General features: G+C 33.2%; 18 protein-coding genes and 1 pseudogene. 4 read left to right on the top strand and 15 right to left on the bottom strand.

The features are described 5' to 3' along the window. The 10 genes and pseudogenes from COI44_RS24635 to COI44_RS24625 form a co-directional block, all read right to left on the bottom strand. A pseudogene (locus tag COI44_RS24635) lies at nucleotides 1-898 on the bottom strand (HTH domain-containing protein); the annotation flags it as partial. A 112-nt stretch (nucleotides 899-1,010) separates the two neighbouring features. Next, nucleotides 1,011-1,595, bottom strand: coding sequence for a ribosome biogenesis GTP-binding protein YihA/YsxC (gene yihA, locus COI44_RS12725; protein WP_069035199.1), 585 nt, complete (start codon nucleotides 1,593-1,595; stop codon nucleotides 1,011-1,013). Beyond that, nucleotides 1,592-3,916 (bottom strand): endopeptidase La, encoded by a 2,325-nt coding sequence (gene lon / locus COI44_RS12720; protein WP_098428302.1) that lies wholly within the window; start codon nucleotides 3,914-3,916, stop codon nucleotides 1,592-1,594. Before lon ends, yihA begins: the two co-directional genes overlap by 4 nt. Before the next feature lie 322 nt (nucleotides 3,917-4,238). Continuing rightward, nucleotides 4,239-5,936, bottom strand: a complete 1,698-nt coding sequence (lonB, locus tag COI44_RS12715) for an ATP-dependent protease LonB (RefSeq protein WP_098428301.1) — start codon at nucleotides 5,934-5,936, stop codon at nucleotides 4,239-4,241. A 186-nt stretch (nucleotides 5,937-6,122) separates the two neighbouring features. Then, on the bottom strand, nucleotides 6,123-7,394 hold the full coding sequence (clpX, locus tag COI44_RS12710; RefSeq protein ID WP_098428300.1) for an ATP-dependent protease ATP-binding subunit ClpX: 1,272 nt from the start codon (nucleotides 7,392-7,394) through the stop codon (nucleotides 6,123-6,125). A 354-nt stretch (nucleotides 7,395-7,748) separates the two neighbouring features. Continuing rightward, nucleotides 7,749-9,029, bottom strand: coding sequence for a trigger factor (gene tig, locus COI44_RS12705; protein ID WP_098428299.1), 1,281 nt, complete (start codon nucleotides 9,027-9,029; stop codon nucleotides 7,749-7,751). A 500-nt stretch (nucleotides 9,030-9,529) separates the two neighbouring features. Then, a complete protein-coding gene (locus COI44_RS12700; protein WP_098428298.1) occupies nucleotides 9,530-10,513 on the bottom strand; it encodes a hypothetical protein in 984 nt (327 codons plus the stop codon). A gap of 117 nt (nucleotides 10,514-10,630) precedes the next feature. After that, nucleotides 10,631-11,188 carry a DUF4240 domain-containing protein gene (locus COI44_RS12695; RefSeq protein ID WP_098428297.1) on the bottom strand — a complete coding sequence of 186 codons (558 nt, stop codon included), beginning with the start codon at nucleotides 11,186-11,188 and terminating at the stop codon, nucleotides 10,631-10,633. Nucleotides 11,189-11,753: 565 nt separating this feature from the next. Next, nucleotides 11,754-11,999: a hypothetical protein gene (locus tag COI44_RS24630; RefSeq protein WP_286163905.1), complete on the bottom strand. Its 246-nt coding sequence runs from the start codon at nucleotides 11,997-11,999 to the stop codon at nucleotides 11,754-11,756. Nucleotides 12,000-12,144: 145 nt separating this feature from the next. Next, on the bottom strand, nucleotides 12,145-12,390 hold the full coding sequence (locus COI44_RS24625; RefSeq protein WP_286163904.1) for an ATP-dependent DNA ligase: 246 nt from the start codon (nucleotides 12,388-12,390) through the stop codon (nucleotides 12,145-12,147). 196 nt (nucleotides 12,391-12,586) lie between these two features. Between COI44_RS24625 and COI44_RS12685 the strand changes: the two genes are divergently transcribed. Next, entirely contained in the window at nucleotides 12,587-14,026 is a 1,440-nt protein-coding gene (locus tag COI44_RS12685) for an ApeA N-terminal domain 1-containing protein (protein WP_098428296.1), read from the top strand. A gap of 196 nt (nucleotides 14,027-14,222) precedes the next feature. Here COI44_RS12685 and COI44_RS12680 read toward each other — a convergent pair whose 3' ends face one another. Then, nucleotides 14,223-16,088: a DUF262 domain-containing protein gene (locus COI44_RS12680; RefSeq protein ID WP_098428295.1), complete on the bottom strand. Its 1,866-nt coding sequence runs from the start codon at nucleotides 16,086-16,088 to the stop codon at nucleotides 14,223-14,225. A 382-nt stretch (nucleotides 16,089-16,470) separates the two neighbouring features. On the opposite strand from COI44_RS12680, the gene COI44_RS12675 reads away from it, so the two are divergent. Then, complete coding sequence (locus COI44_RS12675; protein WP_142329257.1) at nucleotides 16,471-17,781, top strand: helix-turn-helix domain-containing protein; 1,311 nt, start codon at nucleotides 16,471-16,473, stop codon at nucleotides 17,779-17,781. 254 nt (nucleotides 17,782-18,035) lie between these two features. Here the strand turns inward: COI44_RS12675 and COI44_RS12670 are convergent, their stop codons facing one another. The 3 genes from COI44_RS12670 to COI44_RS12660 form a co-directional block, all read right to left on the bottom strand. Then, nucleotides 18,036-19,190: a PDDEXK family nuclease gene (locus COI44_RS12670; protein ID WP_098428293.1), complete on the bottom strand. Its 1,155-nt coding sequence runs from the start codon at nucleotides 19,188-19,190 to the stop codon at nucleotides 18,036-18,038. A 437-nt stretch (nucleotides 19,191-19,627) separates the two neighbouring features. Next, nucleotides 19,628-20,497 carry an HNH endonuclease gene (locus COI44_RS12665; protein WP_286163903.1) on the bottom strand — a complete coding sequence of 290 codons (870 nt, stop codon included), beginning with the start codon at nucleotides 20,495-20,497 and terminating at the stop codon, nucleotides 19,628-19,630. A gap of 495 nt (nucleotides 20,498-20,992) precedes the next feature. Further along, nucleotides 20,993-21,778 (bottom strand): hypothetical protein, encoded by a 786-nt coding sequence (locus COI44_RS12660; protein WP_098428292.1) that lies wholly within the window; start codon nucleotides 21,776-21,778, stop codon nucleotides 20,993-20,995. Between the two features lie 331 nt (nucleotides 21,779-22,109). Between COI44_RS12660 and COI44_RS12655 the strand changes: the two genes are divergently transcribed. After that, entirely contained in the window at nucleotides 22,110-22,670 is a 561-nt protein-coding gene (locus tag COI44_RS12655; RefSeq protein WP_098428291.1) for a recombinase family protein, read from the top strand. A 296-nt stretch (nucleotides 22,671-22,966) separates the two neighbouring features. Continuing rightward, complete coding sequence (locus COI44_RS12650) at nucleotides 22,967-23,878, top strand: STM4504/CBY_0614 family protein (RefSeq protein WP_098428290.1); 912 nt, start codon at nucleotides 22,967-22,969, stop codon at nucleotides 23,876-23,878. Nucleotides 23,879-24,171: 293 nt separating this feature from the next. Here COI44_RS12650 and COI44_RS12645 read toward each other — a convergent pair whose 3' ends face one another. After that, a complete protein-coding gene (locus COI44_RS12645) occupies nucleotides 24,172-25,218 on the bottom strand; it encodes a DUF4238 domain-containing protein (RefSeq protein WP_098428289.1) in 1,047 nt (348 codons plus the stop codon). Nucleotides 25,219-25,475 lie beyond the last annotated feature (257 nt).

Below are 25,475 nucleotides of genomic sequence, written 5' to 3'. Positions count from 1 at the left end.
TATGCTTTCTGACCTTTACCGTATTTTAGATAGGTTATATCTGTTAGAAGTACTTTCCCAGGTACTTCTTGTTTAAATTGACGATTCAATCGGTTTGGCACAACCCTATGTTCTTTAGTAGCCTTCATCATTCGTCTGTAGGGATTTGCCTTTCTAATTGGGCAAACTATACCGTATTTTTTCATGATTCTTCGTATACGTTTTAAATTGTAGACAATCTTAAATTGACCCGCCAATGTATTCTTGATTTGACGTGCCCCTTTTTTATAACGTTTAAAGCGATAAGTCTTTAATATATTTACCCTTAAAATTTCATCCTTTTCATCTTGTTAATTTCTTCGTTCTTGTGACTTAATAGAAAAGTAATTATAATAACCACTTCTTGATACGCCAGCTATCTTACATAGGTAAGTTACCATATGTTTTATTTCAAACTTTTCAATTATGGAACGTATTAGAGTATATTTTTGGCTAGAAGAAATAACGACTACTTCATCCTCCCCTCTAAGAAACGAATCTTTTTTAATAGTTCATTTTCAGCTTTAAGTAGATTAATTTCTGCTTCTAAACGAGCGTTCTTTTCCTCCAAAGTTAGTTCTCTTTCTATATTTCTTCCTGAATTAATCGATCGCGTGTCACGAAGACCTAGTTCACCGTTCTCTTTAAATGCAGTACGCCATCTTTTACTAGCAGATTGAACGCGAGTCATTCCTATCACTTCAATATCAAATCCGCACTCTTCAAATATTTCTCTCGCTAATTTTCCTTTTACATTTTCCGAAATAAAAATACGCTTAAACTCATCAGTGTATGTGATTCCTTTTGAACTAACTGACTTTACATATTGATTTTTGGAAAGTAGATTAATTTCTTTATCAGTAAATATTTTATTACTCATCTAAAATTTCCCCGATCCCGTTTTTTCTAATTATAAACAAAAGTACCCTATAGAGTAGACTTTTTTAAGTGTCTATTCTATAGGGTACATTTTATTTAGCCACCAGCGTTTTTTATTTACACATACGATCAATTACTGACCATGCTTTTTCTTTACCCATACCAGTTTCAGATGAGAATAAAATTAATTCATCCCCTTCTTCAATCTGTAACTTTTCACGAACTACTTTTGCATGTTTATCCCATTTTCCTTTAGGGATTTTATCTGCTTTTGTTGCTACTATAATGACTGGGATTTGGTAATGCTTTAAGAAATCATACATCATTACATCATCTTCTGTTGGTGAATGACGTAGATCAACTAATAAAATAACAGCTCTTAATTGCTCACGAGTTGTAATATATGTTTCGATCATTTTTCCCCATGCTTCTCGTTCCTTTTTGGAAACTTTAGCATAGCCATAACCTGGTACGTCAACGTAGAAAAGCTGTTCATTAATTAGAAAGAAATTTAATGTTTGCGTTTTCCCAGGTTTTGATGATGTTCGGGCTAATGCCTTACGATTTAACATTTTATTTATAAATGAAGATTTTCCTACATTTGAACGACCTGCCAAAGCGATTTCAGGAAATTGTGTATCTGGATATTGATTTGGTCGGACTGCACTAATGACAATATCCGCTGTTGTTACTTTCATTTTTTCACTCCTACTATTGCATGCACAAGCACTTCATCTAAATGGGAAACAGGTATAACAGTTAAACCTTCTTTCACCATTGGTGGTACATCTTCTAAATCTTTTTCGTTTTCTTTAGGTATAATAACAGTCGTTAAACCTGCACGATGCGCACTAAGCATTTTTTCTTTTAATCCACCAATAGGTAATACGCGACCACGTAATGTGATTTCACCAGTCATTCCAACCTCTTTACGGATTGGTTTATTTGTTAATGCCGAAATCAATGCTGTTGCCATCGTTATACCTGCTGAAGGGCCATCTTTTGGAACCGCACCTTCTGGAACATGAATATGAATATCATATTTCTCATGGAAATTTTGGTCAATATTCAGCTCTTCCGCTTTTGAGCGAATATAGCTAAATGCAGCCTGTGCTGACTCCTTCATGACATCCCCTAGCTTACCAGTTAATGTTAGCTTACCCTTTCCAGGATATAGTGATACTTCAATAGAAAGTGTGTCTCCACCAAATGCAGTATACGCTAAACCTGTAGCTACACCAATTTGGTCTTCACTTTCCATTTGACCATAAGAGAATGTTTTCTTACCTAAAAATTCTTCAATATTTTTATCGGTAAATATTATTTTTTGTCTTTCGTTTGAAACAATCAACTTAGCAGCTTTTCTACATAGTGTCGCTAGAACTCGCTCTAATGATCTTACTCCTGCTTCACGTGTATAATGACGAATAATTGCACTCAATGCACTTTCACGAATTTGTACAGTAGATTTATTTAAGCCATGCTCTGCTAATTTTTTAGGGAATAAATGTTTTTTAGCTATATTAACTTTTTCAAGTTCAGTATATCCAGATAAAGTAATAATCTCCATTCGATCACGTAATGGACCTGGAATAGTTGATAAATCATTTGCAGTTGCTACAAATAAAACTTGCGATAAATCAAATGGCTCTTCGATGTAATGATCACTAAATGTATGATTTTGTTCAGGATCCAAAACTTCTAACATTGCTGATGCTGGATCCCCTCTAAAGTCGCTCGACATTTTATCAATTTCATCAAGTAAGAATACAGGGTTATTTGTTCCTGCTTTCTTCATACCTTGGATAACTCGACCTGGCATAGCTCCGATGTATGTTCTTCTATGTCCTCTTATTTCTGATTCATCTCTTACACCACCTAGAGAAACGCGTACAAAGTTTCTAGACAATGCGTTTGCGATTGATTTCGCTAAAGATGTTTTACCAACTCCAGGAGGACCAGCTAAACATAAAATTGGACCACGTAATGAATTTGTAAGTTGTTGAACAGCTAGATATTCTAAGATTCTCTCTTTTACCTTTTCAAGACCTTCATGTTCATTATTCAGTATCTTTTCGGAACGATGTATATCCAGAGTGTCCTCTGTTTGCTTAGACCATGGTAGAGCTACCATCCAATCTAAATATGTACGAACTACGCCTGCTTCTGCAGCATTAGGAGGTAGCTTCTCATATCTAGCTAACTCTTTCAGTACTACTTCCTTTGTTTCTTCAGGCATATTTGCCTCTTCGATTTTTGTTAAAAACTTATCAACTTCTTCAGTTTTACCTTCACGATCACCTAGTTCGCGTTGAATAACCTTTAATTGCTCTCTTAAGAAATATTCTTTTTGAGTTTTATCAATATTTTTCTTAACTTGTAGGCCAATCTTTTCCTCAAGCTTTAATAATTCTTTTTCATCTTGAAGGAAATTTAAGATAATATGTATTCGTTCAGTAACATCAATTGTTGCTAATATTTTTTGCTTTTCTTCTTCCCTTAATGGAATTGAATCGATCATTGCATCTGCAAGTTTACCCGGGCGGTCTTGCTTAACAATCGAAGCAATAGTCTCTGGCAAAATTCGCTTAGATAATTTACTGTATTGTTTAAAATGCTGCAATAAAGTTCTCATTAAAGCACGAAGCTCTTTAGATTCGTCTTCTACATCTGGATATTCTTCTACCTTTGCAGTTAAGAAATCATTTTGATCAATAATTGATTTGATTTTTCCTCTGTGTAATCCTTCGACAGTAATACGAACAGTGCCATTTGGAAGTGTAATTTTTTGTGTTAATTTAGCTAAAGTTCCAAACTGGTACATTTCGTCTATCTTTGGATTTTCAGTATCTGCATCTATTTGAGTAACAACAAAAATTAAATGATCTAACTCATCAGCTTCTTGTATAGCTTTTATCGATTTCGTTCTTCCTACATCTAGATGTGCAATAGTGGCAGGAAATACACTAATTCCTCTTAAAGGTAGGAGGGGTACAACTTTTTCTTTTGTAACATTCATTACGTTACACCTCCATGTTTTTCATTCTATTTAGTTATTTTACCTTAACATATATATCATTTACAATGATATGCCTTAAAAGAAATAAAGAAGCGACATAATCAATCAACAACTGCCTAGAACATAACATAAATATATGTTTTTAGCGATTATCTTGTTTTTGACTAGAAATACGAAGTAAGACTGGTAATAAGATTAAATCATATAGAATGTATTTCTACAAAATAAAAAGTGTTCGCTCACTTCATTGAAAAATAGAATGCAAAAATAGTTTGTATTCTTTATTTATTCAAAATGAAATGATTCGAACACTTATTTTTATCTACATAGATTGCGATTGATTCTCTTCAAACAATGTTAATTGCTGGAAATCAGTTTTTGTTTCAGCTGGTAGTTCAAATTTCCAATTATCTTTAAAGACTTCATGGAGAACTTTTTCTATGCGATCTACCGCTAATATTTCTACATCTTTATATTGATGTAATGTAGCTTGATCGTTCTCTTTCGGAACAATAATTTTTGTTGCCCCTGCTTTCACGGCTGCCTTTACTTTTTCTGGAACACCGCCAACTGGTTTTACATCACCTTGAATGCTCATTTCGCCAGTCAAAGCGATTGTATTTAATACTGGTACATTATTAACCGCTGAAAAAATACCAACTACCATGGCAATCCCTGCAGATGGGCCGTCAATTAATGCGCCACTTGGAAAATTAATGTGAATCGTAAAGTCATCGATTGGTACACCAATTTTTCGTAAGATTGTCGTAACATTTTCTAAAGAGCCTTTTGCCATACTTTTTCTACGAATGGATTTAGCTTGATTACCTAAGCTTTCTTCCTCAACAATTCCTGTAATTGTAATTGAACCCTTACCGATTTCTTTTGCCTTCATTGCAATTACCTCAATCGGTAGTAACGCACCAATATTTGCTCCATAAACGGCTAAACCGTTTACTAATCCTACAGTTGGAGCTTCTGGGATTTTGTTAACAAGTCTTGGTGATAAACGACTTACAGAAACAACCCACCCAATATCATCTTCTATTAATTCTTTTCGTCCAGAAGTTAAAACCATACCGCCAGCTAACTGAATTAAATTAATCGCTTCACGACCATTTTTTGCGTATGTACCTACTAATTCTAAGGCTTTTTCTGAGAGGCTTAATTCAATTTTTTCAGCAGAACGTTTAGCTACTGCTTGAATTTCATCCTGTTCTAATTCTCTAAAAAATATTTCTAAACAACGTGAACGAATTGCCGGTGGGATATCTTCTGGTGATCGTGTTGTTGCACCAACTAATCTGAAATCTGCTGGTAAACCGTGTTTAAAAATTTCATGAATATGTGCTGGTATAGAAGGATTTTCTTCTTGGTAATAAGCACTCTCAAACTTAACTTTTCGGTCTTCAAGTACCTTAAGCATTTTATTCATTTGAATTGGATGAAGCTCGCCAATTTCATCAATAAATAAAATCCCTCCATGCGCGTCAGTTACTGCTCCTTTTTTAGGTTGAGGAACACCTGCTTGCCCCATCGCACCTGCACCTTGATAGATTGGATCATGAACAGAACCGATTAAAGGATCCGCAATTCCTCTTTCATCAAATCGAGCAGTTGTAGCGTCTAATTCTATAAATACAGCATCTTGTTTAAAAGGTGTATTCGGGCTCTTTTTCGCTTCTTCTAATACAAGTCTAGCCGCTGCTGTTTTTCCGACACCAGGCGGTCCATAAATGATTACATGTTGAGGATTAGCACTGCACAGTGAAGCTTTTAACGCTTTTATTCCATCCTCTTGGCCAACTATATCATCAAAAGTGGTTGGTCTAACTCTCTCTGCTAACGGAACAGTTAAAGAGATTGACTTTAATTTACGTAACTGCTCCATTTCTTTTTTAGATTCCCTGTCAATCGAGACTTTAGTTGTTCGTTGACCCTTTAATAAATGAATAAAATACAATGCAACGATTGTACCTAATGCTAATTGAGCTAATAATATAATAGTTGTTAAACTCATTCTTTACCCCTCCACTGAAGTAGAAATTAATTTTAGTATCGCCCTCTATATGGAAGGATAAACCAAATTTTAAAAATTAAAGGCAAGGTTTACCGAGTAAAGTTCCTATGCATTTATGAAAGATTTAAAAAATCACTAAAAAAAGTCAAAATAAAAAACCAAATGCAAATGCATTTGGTTCCTTACTTAAGCTAATTTATTTGCTTTTTTCTTTAACTCTAATTCTGTTCCATCTTCTAATACAAGCTTAGGAGCTGCACCAGTTTTAACAGTTTCTGCTGAGATAACACATTTTTGAATATCCTCACGTGAAGGTAATTCAAACATAATATCTAACATAATCCCTTCAATGATCGAACGTAGTCCACGAGCTCCAGTTTTACGCTCAATTGCTTTTTTAGCAATTTCAATTAATGCGTTATCCTCAAACTCAAGTTCAACTTGGTCAAGCTCTAGTAATTTTTGATATTGCTTAATTAAAGCATTTTTTGGTTTAGTTAAAATTTCAACTAATGATGCTTCATCAAGTTGCTCTAAATTAGCTAAAACTGGTAAACGACCGATGAACTCCGGAATTAAACCAAAGCGTAATAAGTCTTCTGGTAATACATGGTTTAAGATTTCTTTTGAGTTTAAATCACTCTTTTCAGAATCACCACTGAAACCAATTACCTTTTTACCTAAACGGCGTTTGATAATTTGTTCGATGCCATCAAATGCTCCACCACAAATAAATAAAATATTTGTTGTATCAATTTGAATGAATTCTTGATGTGGATGCTTACGACCACCTTGAGGAGGTACGCTTGCAACAGTTCCTTCAAGAATTTTTAAAAGTGCTTGCTGAACACCTTCACCTGACACATCACGTGTAATTGAAGGGTTTTCAGACTTACGTGCAACTTTATCAATTTCATCGATATAAATAATACCTTTTTCAGCGCGTTCTACATCATAATCAGCTGCTTGGATTAATTTTAAAAGAATGTTTTCAACATCTTCCCCAACATATCCAGCTTCAGTTAATGAAGTTGCATCTGCAATCGCAAATGGTACATTTAAAATTCGTGCTAAAGTTTGAGCTAATAATGTTTTACCACTACCAGTTGGCCCAATCATTGCAATATTACTCTTTGATAACTCAACCTCATCAATTTTGCTATTTGAATTAATACGTTTGTAGTGATTATATACAGCAACAGATAACGCTTTTTTCGCATTGTCCTGACCAATAACGTATTCATCAAGAATTTCGCAAATTTCTTTCGGTTTCGGAACGTCTTTAAACTCTACTTCCTCTTCTTTTGCTAGCTCTTCTTGAACAATTTCAGTACAAAGCTCAATACACTCGTCACAAATATATACACCAGGTCCTGCGACTAATTTTCTAACCTGAGACTGTGACTTCCCACAGAACGAACATTTTAGCTGTCCTTTTTCTTCGTTAAATTTGAACATATGTTCACTCCCTCTAAAAATTTCTAAAAACACTCAATATGTATGTAATCGAAAAAAATATGTATCTTGTAGCTATATAATAGCATACAAAATAAACAAAGCAATTAATTACTACTCTAAAATTGTTTAAATTTTTAGAATATATATATTCTAATCTTAAGCTAATAATCCTTCTTTTGAAGAATTATTTTTAGTATAGCCACAATAATTTTTTAAAATCTGTATAACAGATTCTAACATATGTATATGTGTATTTTAAAGGAATCAGTTCACTTTACCAAATATTTCATTATTTAAAAACAAGGCACGAAAAATCTCGCGCCTTGTTTAAGTCAATATATGTTTATTTAACGCTTATTTTTTTCTGCTATCTACTAATAATTCAACAGCTTTACGGATTTGAATATCATCACGTACAGCGTCAGTTCCACCTAGCATAGTTACTAATTGCTCAGAAGGAACGTTGTACATTTCAGATAAACGAGTTAATTCTTCGTTCATTTCTTCTTCAGTTGCATCGATTTTTTCAGCTTCGATGATCGCATCGATTGTTAAGTCGATTCTTACACGAGCTTCAGCATCTTGACGCATTTGAGCACGAAGATCTTCTTCTTTAGTACCAGTGAATTGGTAGTAAAGTTCTAAGTTTAATCCTTGTTGTGCAATACGTTGTTCAAAGTCTTTAACCATACGGTCAACTTGGCTTTCGAACATTACGTCTGGGATTTCGATTTCAGCATTTTCAGCTGCTTTTTGAACTAAAGCATCACGTAAGCTACCTTCAGCTTGAGATTTTTTAGATTCAACTAAGTCATTTTTGATTTTAGCTTTAAGATCTTCTAAAGTTTCTACTTCGTCATTTACGTCTTTAGCAAACTCGTCGTTTAACTCAGGAAGTTCTTTAGCTTTAATTTCATGAACAGTTACTTTGAAAGTAGCAGCTTTTCCTGCTAATTCAGCACTGTGGTATTCTTCTGGGAATGTTACATTAACATCAGTTTCTACACCAGATTTAGTACCGATTAAAGCTTCTTCAAATCCAGGGATGAAAGAACCTGAACCGATTTCTAGTGGATAGTTTTCACCTTTTCCGCCTTCGAAAGCAACGCCATCAACGAAACCTTCGAAATCGATTACAGCTGTATTACCATTTTCAACAGTACCATCTTCTTTAACTACTAACTCAGCTTGACGCTCTTGTAATGTAGTTAATTCAGCTTGTACGTCTTCGTCAGTTACAGTTGCATCCATTTCTTCAACTTCTAAGCCTTTGTATTCGCCTAATTTTACTTCAGGTTTTACAGTAACTTTTGCTTTGAAGATTAAAGTTTTACCTTTTTCCATTTGCTCAACGTCAACTTCTGGACGATCAACTGGCTCAATACCAACCTCTACAACAGCTTTGCTGTAAGCTTCTGGTAAAAGTACATCTAAAGCATCATTGTAAAGTGCTTCAATACCAAATTTTTGTTCGAAAATTGGGCGAGGTAATTTACCTTTACGGAATCCCGGTACATTGATAGTTTTAACAACTTTTTTGAAAGCTGCATCTAAACCTTTATCTACTTCAGAAGCTTCAACTTCTACAGTTAATAGACCAACGTTAGCTTCTAATTTTTCCCATTTAGCAGTCATTGTTAGTTCCCTCCAAAATTATCTAAAAAAATATATGTGTTTACGTATTTTCGTACTATACATGCCTGTCCATTTTTAATAAAGAAAATGCATGTATAATTAAGTAAATAGTCGTTACAACCATTCTATTATAACACATTCCTTTTTTGTTTCAATATTTCCTATTTTTATAAGGAGAAAATATTAGGGTTTTTTAATTTTGAATTTTAAAACAGTTTAGTTCCTATAAAAAGTAGAACGATGACTTCCATTCCCTATTGCTCGCTTTCCGTAAGGCGTGACCTAAGACCCTCATCGCATTCTCTCCAATTAGAACTCGGTATTATCGCCGTTTCCATCAATTTAAAATATCTTTTTTTACATAAAAAAACATAGAAGCCCAAATGGAACATCTATGTTTTTTCCAACAATTTCATTTTAAATTAAAATTAGTGTATAGAAAAGTTCTACAAACTTGATTGTCAGACTGATTGCAAGCGTTTGGCGGGCAGTCTGACATTTCATTTTATGGTAAAGTATCCTTCATCTTCAAAACGTTTTACTAAAGCAATTGCACTTTTTACAGGAAAATATTCTACATTAAATAAGTCTTTTAGTTCCTCTTCATCTACACTACGATCAAAAAATTGTTGGACGATGCAATAAAAACAAGCTGCCCATGTATTTATATCCGCTGGTATTGGGATAAACGGGAAGTAAATTGTTATAAAGTGTTGGAAGTGTGTTTTTGCGATTTCAAAAGCAGAAGGGTCTTCACTTTCTAATACGTCACTTAATTTTTTTAATATAGCATCTACAAAGATTTTATGTTCATCGACTGAAACCGATGTATTCCAAATCATCCTTTGGTTTACTTTGTTAAGTTCAAAATCTTTATCGATTGATTGTTCTTGTAAAATAAACAAAATAAAGCTTTGAATTAACGGATTTGCTTTGGTGCTTTTTAATATTTCGCTAATTTGATCGATAACAAGATTACAATCTAAACCTCTTAATTCATTAATTAATTCAAGTTGCTTATCAATCGGCTCAGAATTTTCAACGATCGTATGCAAATTAACAACTTCACCCTTAATGCCTTCACGATCTGAAATTACTTTCTTTGATAATGATAGCATCGCCTGAAACTTATCCATCTGATTTTCATCAATCCGTTTTTGGGTGAGTAGTCTTTTTATATTTTTTTGTAATTCTTCATATTCTTTTAATTGAAATAAAATGCTTATGTATACTTCAATTGCTTCATCACTCTCAAATGGCCCAAAAACTAAATCCTCACATCTTTCCTTAGCTTCCCTGGCCCGATTCCCTTCTAAAAGACACGCGACTGCAGCAAGCTCTGTTTGTGAATTATGCTCATTCATTTCTTTTAATTGATCACATAACATTAAAGCTTTACTAAAATTTTTTTCTTCTAATGCTTTTTTACCTAAATTTATTATCCGATCCTTCAGTTTAGGAAAAAAGACTATATTGTCTTCCATGTTACTCTCCCCTAACATTTGTTATTTCCTGCACAAACTAGTTATGAAAAAGTGTATCATGAATTAAAATTATTTAAAATATTAAAGATACAAGTATGCATAAAACAGTTTTTAACTCTAGCACCCTAATGGTTTATTGCCAAATCTTTTCCATAGCTTTGGAAATTTAGGTTTTAATTCGTCTTTTGACTTCCAATCGATCGTTAATTGTTGTTCAGGATAATCATAGCCTTTGCTTTCAATTAGTGAATTGAACTCATTCCACAACTGATCATCCCAATCATCATCGCCTTTACGCTTGATTGTATACGCTTGTAAAGCTAGATCTAACATATCTTCCAATTCTGGTGTAAGTCCTTCTTCTTCATAAATAGGAAAGATGTATTCCGCTAAATAATCTGGGTCATTTAACGTTTTCTTGTAAACTTGTTCTCCTTGACCGATTAACCAAGCTCTAAAATGTGCAAATGAATCCTCAGAACAGCCATCCATAATGATCCATGCAGCTCCTAAAAGATTTACGGTATACGCTTTGGAAAAAAAAGTTTCAAAATGAATTTCAAAACTAGCTATCTCTCCCTCTGATTGTTTTGCTAAATGATTTATTACCCATTCATACGGTTCTTCAACAATATGCATTTTAGATATTAAGCTCCAAAATTCTTTTTCGTTCATTTATATCACTCCACTCTTTTATTTATATTAGAATAACATATCTAGTATAAATTTGATGATGATCTAAGATTTCTATTAAATGATAGGAATCCATCCTAATTTATATAGTAAACGTAATTCATCATTTTATTTCTAAGTAGTTAAAACACAAAAAAAGACACTTATTTTACATTTCGTAAAACAAGTGTCTTTTGGACGTCCTGAGAGGGATTCGAACCCCCGACCGACGGCTTAGAAGGCCGTTGCTCTATCCTTGGACAAACCTGCTATATTAACGCTTTTTGAAACGTGCACTGATACGGTCATTTGCCGAACTTTCGACCGTTTTCATTATAACACGGTATATAATAGAAAGAAACCGTAGTATACCGATTTTATCTCAAAAAAAGAGTAGACGAATTTATGCCCACTCAACAAAACTCGGAAGACGTAATAATCCTGCCTTCGTTAAATTTCGATATTTAACACCACTTAATCGGCTCAATAAACGTGAAATCATTCTCTTCCCGAATCACAGGCTTCATATAAACATGCTTTCGAGTTAACCATGGAACACCTAGTTCCATTACTCCAGCATAACGACCATCTTCGAATGCCAAAGCAGACCGAAATCCTTTGGCTGCTTACGATATCCAACGACATATACATCTAAGTATTGATAGTTAATAACCTTCAACCACGAATACGTACGTTTACCGACTGCATAAAGTGAATCCTTACGTTTTAAAGCGATACCTTCAAGCGCTCGTGCCTTTACTGCGTCAAAATAAGCTTCACCGTGACCCTCAATGAACTGCATCTTAGAAATCAACGTATCATCCTCAGGCACTATTTCTCAAGCACTTCTTTACGTTCAAGTAATGGTAAGTTTGTGATTCGTTCACATTTGTGCTGAATCACGTCAAAAGCGACAAAGGTAATCGATGACCTATTCTTTGAACTCATAAATCGACTCATCATTGCTTCAAAGTCAGGCTTGCCATGTTTATCAATGACATAAACTCGCCTTCAAGAAGGGTTCCTGGTGAAAGGTCTAGGTTATGAGGTTCGGGGAATTTTGATGTGATTTCGTTATTGTGTCGAGAATATAAACGGACCTTACCTGAGTCATCAACTGAATATATTAAACGGATGCCGTCAAGCTTCAGTTCCGTAATGTAATCTTCTGAATTAAACGGTTTATCCGATTTGTGTAAAAGCATTGGCTAAATATACATATTTAGTACCTCGTCTACTATTTTATCAGAATCGGAATGTAAAATTAATGGAAACTATAGGTTTTCAGGATCTGATAACCGTCGAGAAAGCCAACGCCTTTATTACAAGATGCTAACGTATTTTTTGTCCTTGTATACATTAGTCAAAAATTGTATTTTAAAATATGAGGAGGCTAGGAAATTGGCGAAAAAGACGAAAGATATGACCATGTACGATGAGTTTGAATTTAGAGGATATTGGTGGGTTCCTGATTCCCCCGAAAAACAAGTAGCAGGGATTTTAACATATAATTTAGAGGGTATCAATTTAGAGTTATTTGGTGATTTAGGTGAGGAACAATCGTTTTTTGGAAATAAAGCAAAGAAATATCAACTAGTTCTTGGTACAACAGAAGATGGTGAAGATATAACACTGTATGATGGCTTCCAAACAAAATTTAAAATATCGGGTTATGTAACAACCAAACTAACCTTTAACCGAATGTTGGTAGGGAAGCATTTTCATTCAAAAGAAGAAATGAAATTCCATTCTATTTCTATAAACTACTCATACTTAGAAGAATGGATGGGATACGATCCTTTTGAGGATGAAATTGAAGCAGTTGATGGGATAGTTTCTAAGTTAGGTGTAACTTATACATTTCCACCAGTATTTGAAATTAAAGTTAACAGCAAAGATACAACAGTAAAAGCCGGATATAATGTCAACAAATCAGGCGAACTATTTAAGTCAAAAGTATTTCAACATACAGGAACACTTGATATTATTCCAAATGAATATAAAGAATTAGATTGGTTTTTAGATTTTACTATTGAACTTCAAGATTTTTTAACTTTTCTATTAAATCGTGAAGTTTACCCAAAAAAGTTAACAGCAAAGGGAGAATTATTCGGCGAGGTGAAAAATGCTCGTGAGAAAATTTATATATATCTAATACCAATGAAAGATTTTTATGAAAAGAGCATTAAGGCCGACGAATTATTTATTCATTATAAAATGATTAAAGATAACTTGGAGACTCTTTTGAATAATTGGTTTGAAGATGATTCCTACTCATCTAGAAAAATATATCTTCGCAATATATATGGTACTAAGGTTGACTGGGAAACAAAATTTTTAAATTACGCAAAATCAATGGAAAGCTTCCATCGTGATACTGCTGGGGATGCAGGGCAATTTTTATCAGACGAGGAATATGAAAAAGTTAAAAATCATATGATTGAAGCGCTCCCAACCGATATTGAACCGGATATAAGAAATAAATTGATTAGTACATTAAAATATGCTCATCATCATGGATTTGAAAGAAGAATTAGAGATACTTTCAAAGATATGAACCAACAAATGGTTGGGCTTATTTTTAAAGAAATTAAAAACCTTAAAGGTTTTGCTACCGATGTAAGAACAACCCGTGATTATTACACTCATTTTGGAGAAAAACCAGATTATTATTTTAAAGATTGGGGGCTTTATTTTGCAAATATAAGAATGCAAATCATTCTATTCTATCATTTCAGTAGAAGACTTGGAATTAGCGAGGATACCCTGAATCATTCCGTTCAACAGGATTATGGCTTAGTCAATTTATTGGATAGCGCAAAACAAGAATTAAAAAATTAAGAATAAACGTAAGGAGGCTATTGCCTTCTTTTTTTATTTAGAAATGATTTAATCAATTTGTTCACAACTTTGTCGAAAGGTAATATAAGTCCTTTGTCGAAACATTCCGTATAGGGAGGAGGTCAGAATGACAAAGAGCAGCCTATAAAGAAAAAAGCTAATCACATTGGATTAGCCTAGTTCGTAAGTTATTTTTCTATTCATTAGAAGGTTCAATTTTATTTACCTCATAAAACTTGTCCTTCAACACTTCAAAGCGTGCTTTTAACAAATTTAAATAATCATCTACATTGATTTTTTCTACAAATTCTAAATCGTCCTTTGTGGTAAAGCTAAACTTCTCTATTTTCTTTATTTCAACAGAGGCCTGTTCTTCAGTAAGTTGCCCATCATTTACCTGGTTCTCAAAAAACTCATATATAGTTAATTCTTTTTTATCTCTGTTAATCTCTTTTTCAATGAAACAAAGGTTAGAAATAGCACTCATGGGTATTCCTTCTCCATTGATGATGGTTTTTAGCCTGGCAATAGGAACAATGTGTTCTATTTCGTATTCAAGATTAGAAAGATCTTCATAACTAGTCATTATATGGGCATATATGTACTTTAGAAATAAAATGTCTACATCACGTATATTTACTCTGCTCTTTTCTTTTCTATCTAATTGATACGAAAACCACTCGTTTAAGATGTTAGCCCAATTTTCTTGATAAAGTTCTTTTTCGTATCTCGATCCTTCCTGAACAAGTTCTTTTATTTTACTATCTCCTGAACCCCTCCAGTATTCCCTGATAATATCATATAGGTAATGATACGGTATATTCTTCATTAGGGGTTTTTCTTTACTACTCCAGCTACTTTTAATCTCCAAATTTGAATCATATTTACTTTTAAAGACTTTTGCAATCATTGATACAATTTGGTACTCTGTATGATAAATTACAAGCTTTTCACTTTTTTGTTTTGTTTTCCTATTCGCCTTTAAAGTAATAAACGGTTTTAAGGTGGAGTGGATTAATTTTACAGAATCAATTAATGCATTTAAGAATTTTTCTTGGTCTAAGATAACAATACTTTCGACAATTAATGGCATTTCTTTTAGATCATCCCTTAAACACATTGTACAAAGGTTAAATCCAATTGATTCAGTAGTATCTTCCTGTTCACTCAGACCAAATAAATATGGATAATGTTTCGACAAGTGCTTACCTAAACCGAAAATATATTCAAATACAGTAAAATCACTTTTATAAAACTCTTTCGAATTTGGGTCATAATTATCTACCTGTAACCCCTCCTCAATTAAGGCATCGTACTTAGCTTTAATATGGTCTATTATTTCAGTATTGTTTATTTTTATTTTTGATCTTGACCAAGTAGCTGCGTATATCTGATACTTATTAAGCTGGGTCCCTCTAGAATTAATTCTTTCGAAAATAGAAGGTAGATTTGATTCTTGTCCAGAGTATATTATTACAGGTATTTTCGCTAATGATATATCTGCTTCCGCTTCAATTCTCTCTTTAAAAGGGACTAAAACATTAATAAGCCTGTTAAAATCGTCCCTATGAGTCGGTAAATTAAACTTGGAACATATTTCGTTCCCCAGGTTAAATGATGAATAACCATGTGATTCCTTAAACCCTTTAAGTTGCCTAACCCAATCAGTTATAACTCTAAGAAGTTCTTCTCTACGGTTTATATCAAGTTTTAAAATATTTAAAACATTGTTTATTAGTTCTTCATCTATATTCTCATTCTCAAAAAACTTGGTAGGCTCCTCAATGTATTTCTTTATTGTTGTAGTTCGTTGAAGACCATCAATTAATGAATAATTCGTAATTCCTCCTTCACTTCCTTCTTTAAAGAGCAAAAGAGAACCAAATGGAAAGCCTGACTTTATGGAGTCGATAAAACTTTTTTTTTGCTTATCTGACCATACCAAATTCCTCTGATACTTAGGTATAATAACTTTTTCCTTTTTCTGTGGATTTTCCTCAATAGAATCCATTAAATCTTCAACTGTCCATGTAGAGATATCCGAAAAGTTTTTTGTAGCCATTCTCACCCATCCATTCGTTCAATTATTTTATTTTCAAGACCTATGTAATTTATTTCCTATTTAATTTTACAATAAAGAACTTATTTTATGAATAGGTCTGTCCATTTTATCACCTTATGTTAATAAGGGAAGATCGATAGACAAACATCACCAACTTGTATTTTTTTTAAAAATGAAAAAATATGTCCAACATGTTCATATCAAAGGTTATCTAAAGAAAATCGCTTATCAATTGAGACTGTAAGGGACATATTTGAAAGTCAGGGTTACTATCTTATTTCCGATTACGCTAGGAAATTTCAAGAGAGGTTCTCGCTGAATAATATGTAAGAAGCAAAATAAGTTGGTTAAATAAAAAATTAGTAGTAAGGTGTTGAAAAAATTGACCAAGAAAGAAGCAGGAATATATGAAATAAGATGTAGAATAAACAATCGAGTTTATATAGGGCAATCTAGAAATTTGAAAGACAGAATATCTAAACATAAAAGGTTTTTAAAGGATGGAGTACACGAAAATAACGCTTTACAAAATGCTTGGAATAAATATGGCGAGGAAAATTTTACTTTTATAGTACTTGAACATTATGATCCAACGCTTAGTAATATTGATGATATTTTGAATCAAAAAGAAAAAGAATATATAAAGTTATATCAATGTAACCAAAAGCAATATGGGTACAATCATACTGACGGTGGTCAAGCATTCAAAATGAATGAAGATGTCATTCGTAAGGGGGAGCAAGTATCAAATGTGCTAACTGAACAGGATGTATTAGACATTCGTGAATACATAGAAAATGACGAGCATAGTCCATCAGAACTAGCAATAATTTACGGAGTGCATATTGGAACAATACACTCAATTCGTAGAGGTGTAAATTGGTCATATTTAACTGGTGGCAAACGTATTGGAAAGGAATTTAATTTTAATCGTGGCACAGACAATTCCCATGCAAAACTAACAGATGAAGATGTAAAAGATATTGTTATGCTACTTGAAATGGGTGTGCCTATGCCTGAAATTGCAAAACAATTCAATGTAATAAGAGATACTATTTGGGATATACGTAATGGAGAAAGTTGGAAGCATATAACTGGAGGTAAAGTTAACAAGAAAACTATTTTTCCAGTTGGAGAGAATACTTCTTCAGCCAAATTAACTGACGAAATAGTTAAATCTATTGTGAAAAAGTACAAAAAAGGTGAGAAGCGGTCTGTTTTAGCCAAAAAATACAAAATTGGAATTAGTACTCTTCATGCTTTACTTGCTGGTGGAACATGGAAACATATAACAGGTGGAGTAAAAGTTGTAAGAGAAATACAAATTGGTTTATCGAAGGAAAATGCTAATCTTGCAGTTCAAATGTACAAAAAGGGTTACACTCAACGCCAAATTGCTAAACATTTAAATGTAGGAAATACAACTATCCATGCCTTATTGAATGGAGAAACATGGAAAGAAATAACAGGTAGGGAAAAGGTTATACCACCTAATCGAACAGTCAATGGAAGAAGACGAGGAAAGCAGACCTCTGAAGAAGATGCGCTTGAAATCGTAAGATTATTCAAAGAGGGGTGGACGGGAGCAGCTATTGCCAAACGTTTTGATATTTCTCTCTCTCATACTTATGATATTAAACACGGTAAAAAATGTAGCCAATACACAGGAATAATATATAAAAAGAATGTCTAATAAAAAAACAATCTAAAAAAGTTTGAAGGCATGTTGTTAATTTCCTTTTGTGAATTCCCTAGGTTTCACGTAAATGTTTATCCATCAAAAGGCGTTAGACTTTAATAGAGGTGGGGTCAATCTTGTACGTGAGTGGCCCCCCCTACATCAAAAAAGTAAAAAGCACAATTTATAGTTGAACCAAACGATAATAAAACTAAAAGGCCAGTAAAGTAGCTGTAGCAGATCTTACCAGTTTAAAAGTATAAAAAAGGTCATCCATCAATGTCAACCGTTTTTTCTGCTTTTAATTTATTGAATGCATGGATGAATCGTTCTAATGCCAGTTGTGGCTTGCTCTCTCTATAGTCTACTACAATGTATTTGTATCCTAAGTTTTCAGCGAATTTCTGCTTTACTTTATCATTGGCTTGTTCTTGGGCAAGGGTTCTGCCTTTACCTTTTCCAGAAAAATCAACTTCTTCATAATGTTGCTTACCATTTACCTCTATTATGATATTTTCAAAAGGTAAAAGGAAATCATACTTCTTAGTATCCATTGGAAAAATATATTGCGTCTTATAAATGATACTTTTTGATTCTAACCATTCACGAACAATTTTTTCACCATTTGATTCGGAACAAACTGGACACCTTTCACCATGTTTAAAGTGATTAGGAGTCATACTAAATGAATGACCTTTATCACATTGAATTTTCACCTTTTTTGATGCTTTAATATATTCACCAATTGCTTTATATTTTGCTAATTCAAGTAAAGCATAAAAATTTTCTCTGCCTTGTTCTGGTGAAGTACCATTACAATGCCAACATCTATTACCTTTTTTAAAATTATTTGGGGTAATACTAATTGAATGACCTTTATCACATTCCATTTTTATCGGCTTTAAAGCAGCTTCATAATCACCTACAACTTTAAAACCCTCTAATTTAGCTAGTTTAAAGTAATCCTCTTTTGCTTGTACTGGACAATGACCTGTACACGCCGGACATCTATGACCACGTTTATAATTATCTGGTGTCATACTAAATGAATGACCTTTATCACATTCCATTTCTATCTTTTTTCTAGCAGTTTCATATTTACCTACTATTTTATAACCTTCTAGATTAGCAAGTTTATGGAAATTTTCTATAGATTGTTTTGGGCAGTTACCCGCACATACAGGACATCTATAACCACGTTTAAAATTACTTGGAATCATACTAAATGAATGACCTTTATCACATTCCATTTCTAATTTTTTCATGTTAGCTTCATAAATTCCAACAACCTTATACCCGTTTGATTTTTCTAGTGAATCTAAAAGTCCATCCAAACCCTTTTGAACACTTTTTCGATTAATCTGTACTGAGTCAGCTAACTTAATTTCTCTATACACTTTGCCTTCTTGTGGTTGCCGTTCCATTATCAGTCACATCCGTAGTCATTTTGTTTACATCATTTTTTTGAATAATTCTATTATACTATTCAATTAAGGCGAACATGGAGAAGTTGTGTGGAACTGTAAACATCATTAGAAAAGATGGAGAACTCCAGTTACCAAAATTTATTATATAACTAATCTGCATCCGTCAGTTCAACCAATTACTTTTAACTTCTAAAAATATCCTCTTATAAAAATCTCTAAGATTTCTAAAAAATTTCAAAAAAAGATTTGGGCTGTTTGTGTTGATTAGAAATTTATATACGGGGTGATATGAAAGGATTAAGAGTTTTTATTTCCATATGTGGATTACACCAGGCGTATCTCTATACCATGTGTGGGTCTCTCTTACAAAGGGGTGGCTCCCCGTACTATGAAACGTCAAAAAGCGAACAATCTATCGGCTCGCCTTTCGTTTTTCACTTATTTAAATATAATCCTTTTAGTTGATTTATAGATAACCAAGGTCTCCTTCGGTGCAGCATACGGTGGCAATTTGAACATACAAGGGCTATATCTTCAACCATGGTTTGCTCAGTTTCTCCCATTTCGGAAATAGGTTTGGTATGGTGTCCTTCTATATATCCTTCGCCGATATCACCGTAATTCTCTTTAAAATCAAACCCGCAAACTTCACAAAATAACTTGCCGTGCTGTTGTAGAAACAGTTCCTTTGCTAGTTTAATAACTTCAGGGTTACGTTCCCTTACTAAATGTTGTTTTAACTTAACCTTCCCTTCGGGGAATCCATGGTCATCTTCAGTAAAACCAATTCGATCAATTTCGTGAAATTTACGAATAACATCATCTACGGTACTAAAGCCGTATTCTGAAATTAAATTGGCTTCGTTTTCCTTTATACCCTTACCGGATACAACGCTATTTTTAAATTCCACGCCAATACCACTTAAATACACTGGGTTATTAAACGCCTGAAAGTTCGATAAAATTATACACCCTATTTCACCCGTATATTTATCAGTATTAAACATAGCATCCATTCTTGTCACGAAACTTTCTCGATCTTCAACACCATTAGCATTATTGTATTTATCCCATGCTTCGTTTACCGTTAATTTTTCAAATCTTTCAAAGGTTGCCATACCTAATACCGATCTTTCTCCTTTAACACCTTTTTCATTTTTCACTAGGAAAAAGAACGGTTCTCCATTTGTTAGTACATTAAAATTATCGGTATTTTTACGCCAAAAATTAACTTCTTTAATATCTTTTTTATCAGTTAAATATGTAATCCATTCTCTAGTAGTAACTCCAATATACCCTTTCATGTTTGCATCTCCCGTTAACTCGCAATATTATTTTCTGTAAAATATTGTATCAATCTATTAGGCTTTTTGCACGATAAACTCATGGTTAAACTGGATACTAATATATTCAACATTTAAAAAGAGGATTGTAAAGTTAGTTAAAAAGTGTATTACTTGGCTATTTGTGCCGACTGTTTTTATGGACACGGGGAAATCTTACCTTTCCAACTCGTCAAGGTTTCGAGATTTGACGTTCATGTGTACGCAACAGTAGGCGAATGGCTATATAAAGGGGTGGTTCGCTCTTGCAAAGGGGTGGCATGGGTTTGTTGTTACCGCATCAATGTTTGCGTACCAACAGGCGAGTTACATTTACAGGGTGAGTTCGCTCTTGCTTATGGGTGGCATCCAAACTGAATTCAAGCAAAAAAGCGAACCGTTACCGGCTCGCATATGGTCCTCTTAGCAACTTATAGAATCCCTTTCGCTAAACCCTCTATTTTTCAAGACTTTTGATTAAATAAGGTACTTAATTACCTCCTCTAATTCTGATTTCTCGATTGTATAAAGATTTAACATTTTAATATATTTATAGCCATTTGGAGTAACTTTTATCATATCAGGAATAATTTCGTTCCATAATTTTATTGAAGAAAACGCAGGGACTTCAACATCCATCATCGCAAGAGCGCCCATTCCAATTAAATCAGAAATTTGTTGTAGAATAATTGGTGATTCGGGGAAACCTGCGCCAGCTGTACGCCAACTTCCATCACTAATGTCACCTTTTCTCATTTCATACTCAGTGAATTCTTCTTTTCTTGCAAAAATTGAAAGTAGGCAAATCTGTTGATAGGTTAATTTTTCAACTACATTCAGAATGTTCTCCAATTCAACTAAAGAGGCTTCATCATTAAAAACAGCATTTACAAAAATATTAGAAATAATTCTGACCTTTTTATCGATAAACTCGTTCTTACATTTATTTAAAGTCCCCTGAAATATCTGCTCTGCCGAAGACCGATTTACGTCAGTTCCCTCAAAAAAGCCATCGCTTCTAATTTCATCATTTTTTTCAAGCCTATAGGCGATTTCCTCTAGGATATAGGTTGTAGCAAATTTGAGTTTCGATATTTCTTCATCATTCATGTTTTTTGAGAAATTTTTGTTTATAACAGTAGTCGCTAATGGAGCAATAATCCCAAAAAAAGGATCACCAGTCGAAACAGCAGGCAAATTTACTAATGCTACTAATCCTAATTCCTTCAACTTTTCTATAAACTCATTTTTTTTTAAACCCATATACTTTCTCCCCCTTTTAATATAAAAAAAACCAATCTCTAACATTTTATGTTAAAAGTTAGAAATACTAAAGTAATATACTCCCATAAATAGGCCATTTTTCATATTATGTTAAATTATCAATTCCGATTGAATCTTTAGTGTTTAAGATATATAGAAGTATATAGAAGTATTTATAACTATTTGTAAACCGCTTTGTTCTATAACTAATCGCTAAAACCAACTAATTAGTTTCATAACTTTAAAGTATTGACACCGATTTCTAGTGGCAGTATTATCAAGGTATCTAAAGGTGTCATAACTTATATTCAAAAATCAAGGTGGGAAAACGATGAAATATGGCTATGCAAGGGTAAGTACTATACATCAAGACCTGGAGGCACAACTCCAAGCGCTAAAAAACGAAGGTTGCGAAGTTATTTATTCTGAAAAGTTCACAGGCACGAAAGCAGATCGCCCCAAATTTAAGGAAGTTCTTTCGAAGCTGAAAACAGGCGACATGCTGGTTGTTACAAAATTAGACCGCTTCGCACGTTCAACAGTTGATGCAATCAATACAGTAAAAGCACTATTCGAGAAAGGCGTGAAGGTACATGTCCTTAATATGGGACTAGTGGAAGATACACCAACAGGGAGACTTATTCTAACGATTATGAGCGGTTTTGCAGAGTTTGAACGTGATATGATTGTAGAACGTACACAAGAAGGCAAAGCAATTGCTAAGCAGCGTGAAGACTTCCGTGAAGGTCGACCTCCTAAATTCGAAAGAAAGCAGATAAAACACGCTTTACTGTTACTAGAGACGAATTCTTACAAAGAAGTTGAAGCGATGACTGGCATATCGAAGAGTACGCTAATTCGTGCGAAAAACAAGTTAAAAGCAACCCAATAATGTGAAGGAAGGATTTTCTATCCCCTTTGTTCCAACTAATATAAAGGTTTCCACATATATTCCCAAATAACAATAACAACGCCTTACCGTTTGGTTAGGCTTTTTTTGTATTGAGTCTTTTTACGGTATTCAAGAAAGTATATGGACTAAACGAATATTCTTAAATAATTACTAATACCTTTACGAACAAAACAATAAACGGTGTGTACGTAATTGTATACTTTTTGGGACAACTGTAAAAACATTATAAAATTCTGTATACTTAAAATAAAACTATTAAAAATGGAGCGGCGAAAATGGCTATTTTTGAGACTTATTCAAAAAGAATGAAAAAAGTTGAAGGAAAAATTCAGGATGTATATATTTATACTGAAATCCCGGAAAAATTACGGGTTCAAGCAGCGCACATACTTAGTGACACTATTGGAATCAACAATAACTCTGCCTGGAATTATATACATAGTACAATGGCAAAAGAGTTAGGATTATTTAGCCTAACAGATAATATGTACCATAAAGATGTAGACCATTGTCTAGATTTTTTGATGATATGTAGTGATGAGGAGGCTATTGATTTTATTGAACTAGCTTTTTTTGTTATAGATAGTGAAGCCTTACGCACTGATTATTTTACTTCTCGAGCGATCTTTATTATAAAACAAAGTCCTGATGAAGCAATTGAGGAGTTAAACTATAGGTTTAAAGATAATAATGTGGGATATGAATTTATTAAAGGAGAACTTGTTCGTATTGATAGACAATTCATTCATAAAGAAGCAGTTAAACCTGCTATAAAATTATTGTACGAAGAAGACTTCCAAGGTGCAGCAGATGAATTTTTAAAGGCACATGAACACTATAGAAAGGGGAACCATAAAGAGGCTTTAGTAGAAGCGTTAAAAGCTTTTGAAAGTACTATGAAAACTATCTGTGATAAAAAAGGGTACGCCTATCAAAAAGACAAAGATACATCATCTAAATTAATATCAATTCTATTAGAAAATAACTTGATTCCCGAATACTTACGTAATCATTTTACTGGGTTAAGGACTACATTGGAATCTGGCTTACCAACGGTTCGAAATAAAAAAGCTGGCCATGGTCAAGGATCAGCCCTTGTTACAATTGAACCTTATTTTGTCGAATATGCTATTAACCTGGCAGCTACAAATATTGTTCTTTTAGTCAATGCATTTAAATCTTCATAATAAACACATAAATATCGCCTACGTATTAATGAAACGTGGGCGTTTATTTTCGTCTAATCAATGTCATACTCTTTAGTGTAGAAAGGCAAAATTCCCCTTATGAAAGTCAAAGTTTTCAACTTTTTATCGAAATATTACGTTAAATAATACCCCTGAAGTTTTCCGAAAAGTGACAGTTTCCGCCACCTTATTAAACGTTTCTATATCTTTTACTAATCTACCATTTAATGAAACAAATATTAAAGCCGCCTTTTTATGACGGCTCTTTTATATTGTAAAAATATTTCAAACGGTTATTTACTCTTTTGTAAAACTTCTACACCATATTGTATTGATGGCTTATTACTCAGGGCTAATTCGTTTGAATTTTCTATTATTATGCCGTTGAACCATTGAACCAATTCGTCGTTTAAAAGCTTAATAAAATATTTATCTGTTGAACCTTTTAAAACACGTACAAGAATCTTTGGAGTTAATGGCATTACATGACTTAAACCATCATTAAAATGATAGATAAAGCTTGGATTATCACTAGTCAAAAATCCTACATTTCCATTAGCGATAAAAAACTCTAAAGTACAGTCTCTAATATATGAGTTTACTTGGTCGTTAATTATCCCTTTTCCTTGCAAAAACTCATTAAATTCTTTTAGTAAATAATTCCGTTTACTCCATTCATAAGCATTTGTTTCAAATGCAATACTTCTATCATCTTTAGACAGATCGATTTCTTTTAATGGTAGAAGTTTATTAATAAACTCAAGAATTTTCTCAAGTTCCTCATTTCCTTTTTCGCTTCGCCAATCTAGAGAGACTATAAATTTCATTAATTCTTCTTTATTAAATGCATCTATTTCTAGGGCATTAGTAGTTAAAAGCTTTTGTTCAATTATCTGTTTTAGTGAGTTCCATCCATTTTCATACTGTCTACTCCAAGCTTCTTCAATATCAACTATCCTACATTGATTTATTTCACTTTTAATTGTATTTTTTTTCTTTTTGGGTACGATTGATTCAGTCTTAGCATAGTAAATCTTCCATTCATCAAAGTCATAGAAGTACTGATTATATTCTTTTAAGGACTGAAGCAACTTGCCCTCATATTCAACTTTATATCCATTTAGCGATTGAAATATTTTTTTTAGGTCTTCATCTGTACAAATTGGCATACCAACCTTAATAGTATGATAGTTCTGTATACCAAAATGATTATTTATGTTTAATTGCTTTTTTTTTGTTAAATCACTTTTCGAATAGGCGTGAAGACTATCGTTAGAAAAACACCAACTTTGCAAATACGTTCTTGGGATTAAATGGTGGTATTTTGCCTTCCCATTCATATACACTTCTCCTTTTCTAATATATCATTTAAATTTTTTATTAACTTCGACAATAGTCTGAAATATTCCTTTAAACCTGTTGTTTTAAGTATAAATAGCTTTATATGTTTGATACGATAAGACTAGCAAACTTCGCTAACGCTCAGTTGAATCCTGCTTAGGTAGTCTTCTAGAACATACCATAAGATTGTTTTTAATAGTTGTACTACAAGCTGATAAGCTTGGGGTACAGCACCGAGCCATAAGGCGAAGGTATT

The organism is Bacillus sp. AFS088145 (assembly GCF_002564465.1).
GTDB lineage: Bacteria > Bacillota > Bacilli > Bacillales > Bacillaceae_G > Gottfriedia.
Note: the sequence above shows the minus strand (reverse complement) of the source record. Positions and strands in the feature narration are given on the sequence as shown.

What these genes read in the sequence shown, in the direction of transcription:
- COI44_RS12695 (WP_098428297.1), bottom strand. Translation starts at nt 11,188, where the DNA reads ATGAACGAAAAAGAATTTTGGAGCTTAATATCTAAAATGCATATTGTT.
- COI44_RS12680 (WP_098428295.1), bottom strand. Translation starts at nt 16,088, where the DNA reads ATGGCTACAAAAAACTTTTCGGATATCTCTACATGGACAGTTGAAGAT.
- lon (WP_098428302.1), bottom strand. Translation starts at nt 3,916, where the DNA reads ATGAATGTTACAAAAGAAAAAGTTGTACCCCTCCTACCTTTAAGAGGA.
- COI44_RS12665 (WP_286163903.1), bottom strand. Translation starts at nt 20,497, where the DNA reads ATGAAAGGGTATATTGGAGTTACTACTAGAGAATGGATTACATATTTA.
- COI44_RS24625 (WP_286163904.1), bottom strand. Translation starts at nt 12,390, where the DNA reads ATGCTTTTACACAAATCGGATAAACCGTTTAATTCAGAAGATTACATT.
- lonB (WP_098428301.1), bottom strand. Translation starts at nt 5,936, where the DNA reads ATGAGTTTAACAACTATTATATTATTAGCTCAATTAGCATTAGGTACA.
- COI44_RS12670 (WP_098428293.1), bottom strand. Translation starts at nt 19,190, where the DNA reads ATGGAACGGCAACCACAAGAAGGCAAAGTGTATAGAGAAATTAAGTTA.
- COI44_RS12700 (WP_098428298.1), bottom strand. Translation starts at nt 10,513, where the DNA reads ATGGAAGACAATATAGTCTTTTTTCCTAAACTGAAGGATCGGATAATA.
- COI44_RS12655 (WP_098428291.1), top strand. Translation starts at nt 22,110, where the DNA reads ATGAAATATGGCTATGCAAGGGTAAGTACTATACATCAAGACCTGGAG.
- yihA (WP_069035199.1), bottom strand. Translation starts at nt 1,595, where the DNA reads ATGAAAGTAACAACAGCGGATATTGTCATTAGTGCAGTCCGACCAAAT.
- tig (WP_098428299.1), bottom strand. Translation starts at nt 9,029, where the DNA reads ATGACTGCTAAATGGGAAAAATTAGAAGCTAACGTTGGTCTATTAACT.
- COI44_RS12645 (WP_098428289.1), bottom strand. Translation starts at nt 25,218, where the DNA reads ATGAATGGGAAGGCAAAATACCACCATTTAATCCCAAGAACGTATTTG.
- COI44_RS12660 (WP_098428292.1), bottom strand. Translation starts at nt 21,778, where the DNA reads ATGGGTTTAAAAAAAAATGAGTTTATAGAAAAGTTGAAGGAATTAGGA.
- clpX (WP_098428300.1), bottom strand. Translation starts at nt 7,394, where the DNA reads ATGTTCAAATTTAACGAAGAAAAAGGACAGCTAAAATGTTCGTTCTGT.
- COI44_RS12650 (WP_098428290.1), top strand. Translation starts at nt 22,967, where the DNA reads ATGGCTATTTTTGAGACTTATTCAAAAAGAATGAAAAAAGTTGAAGGA.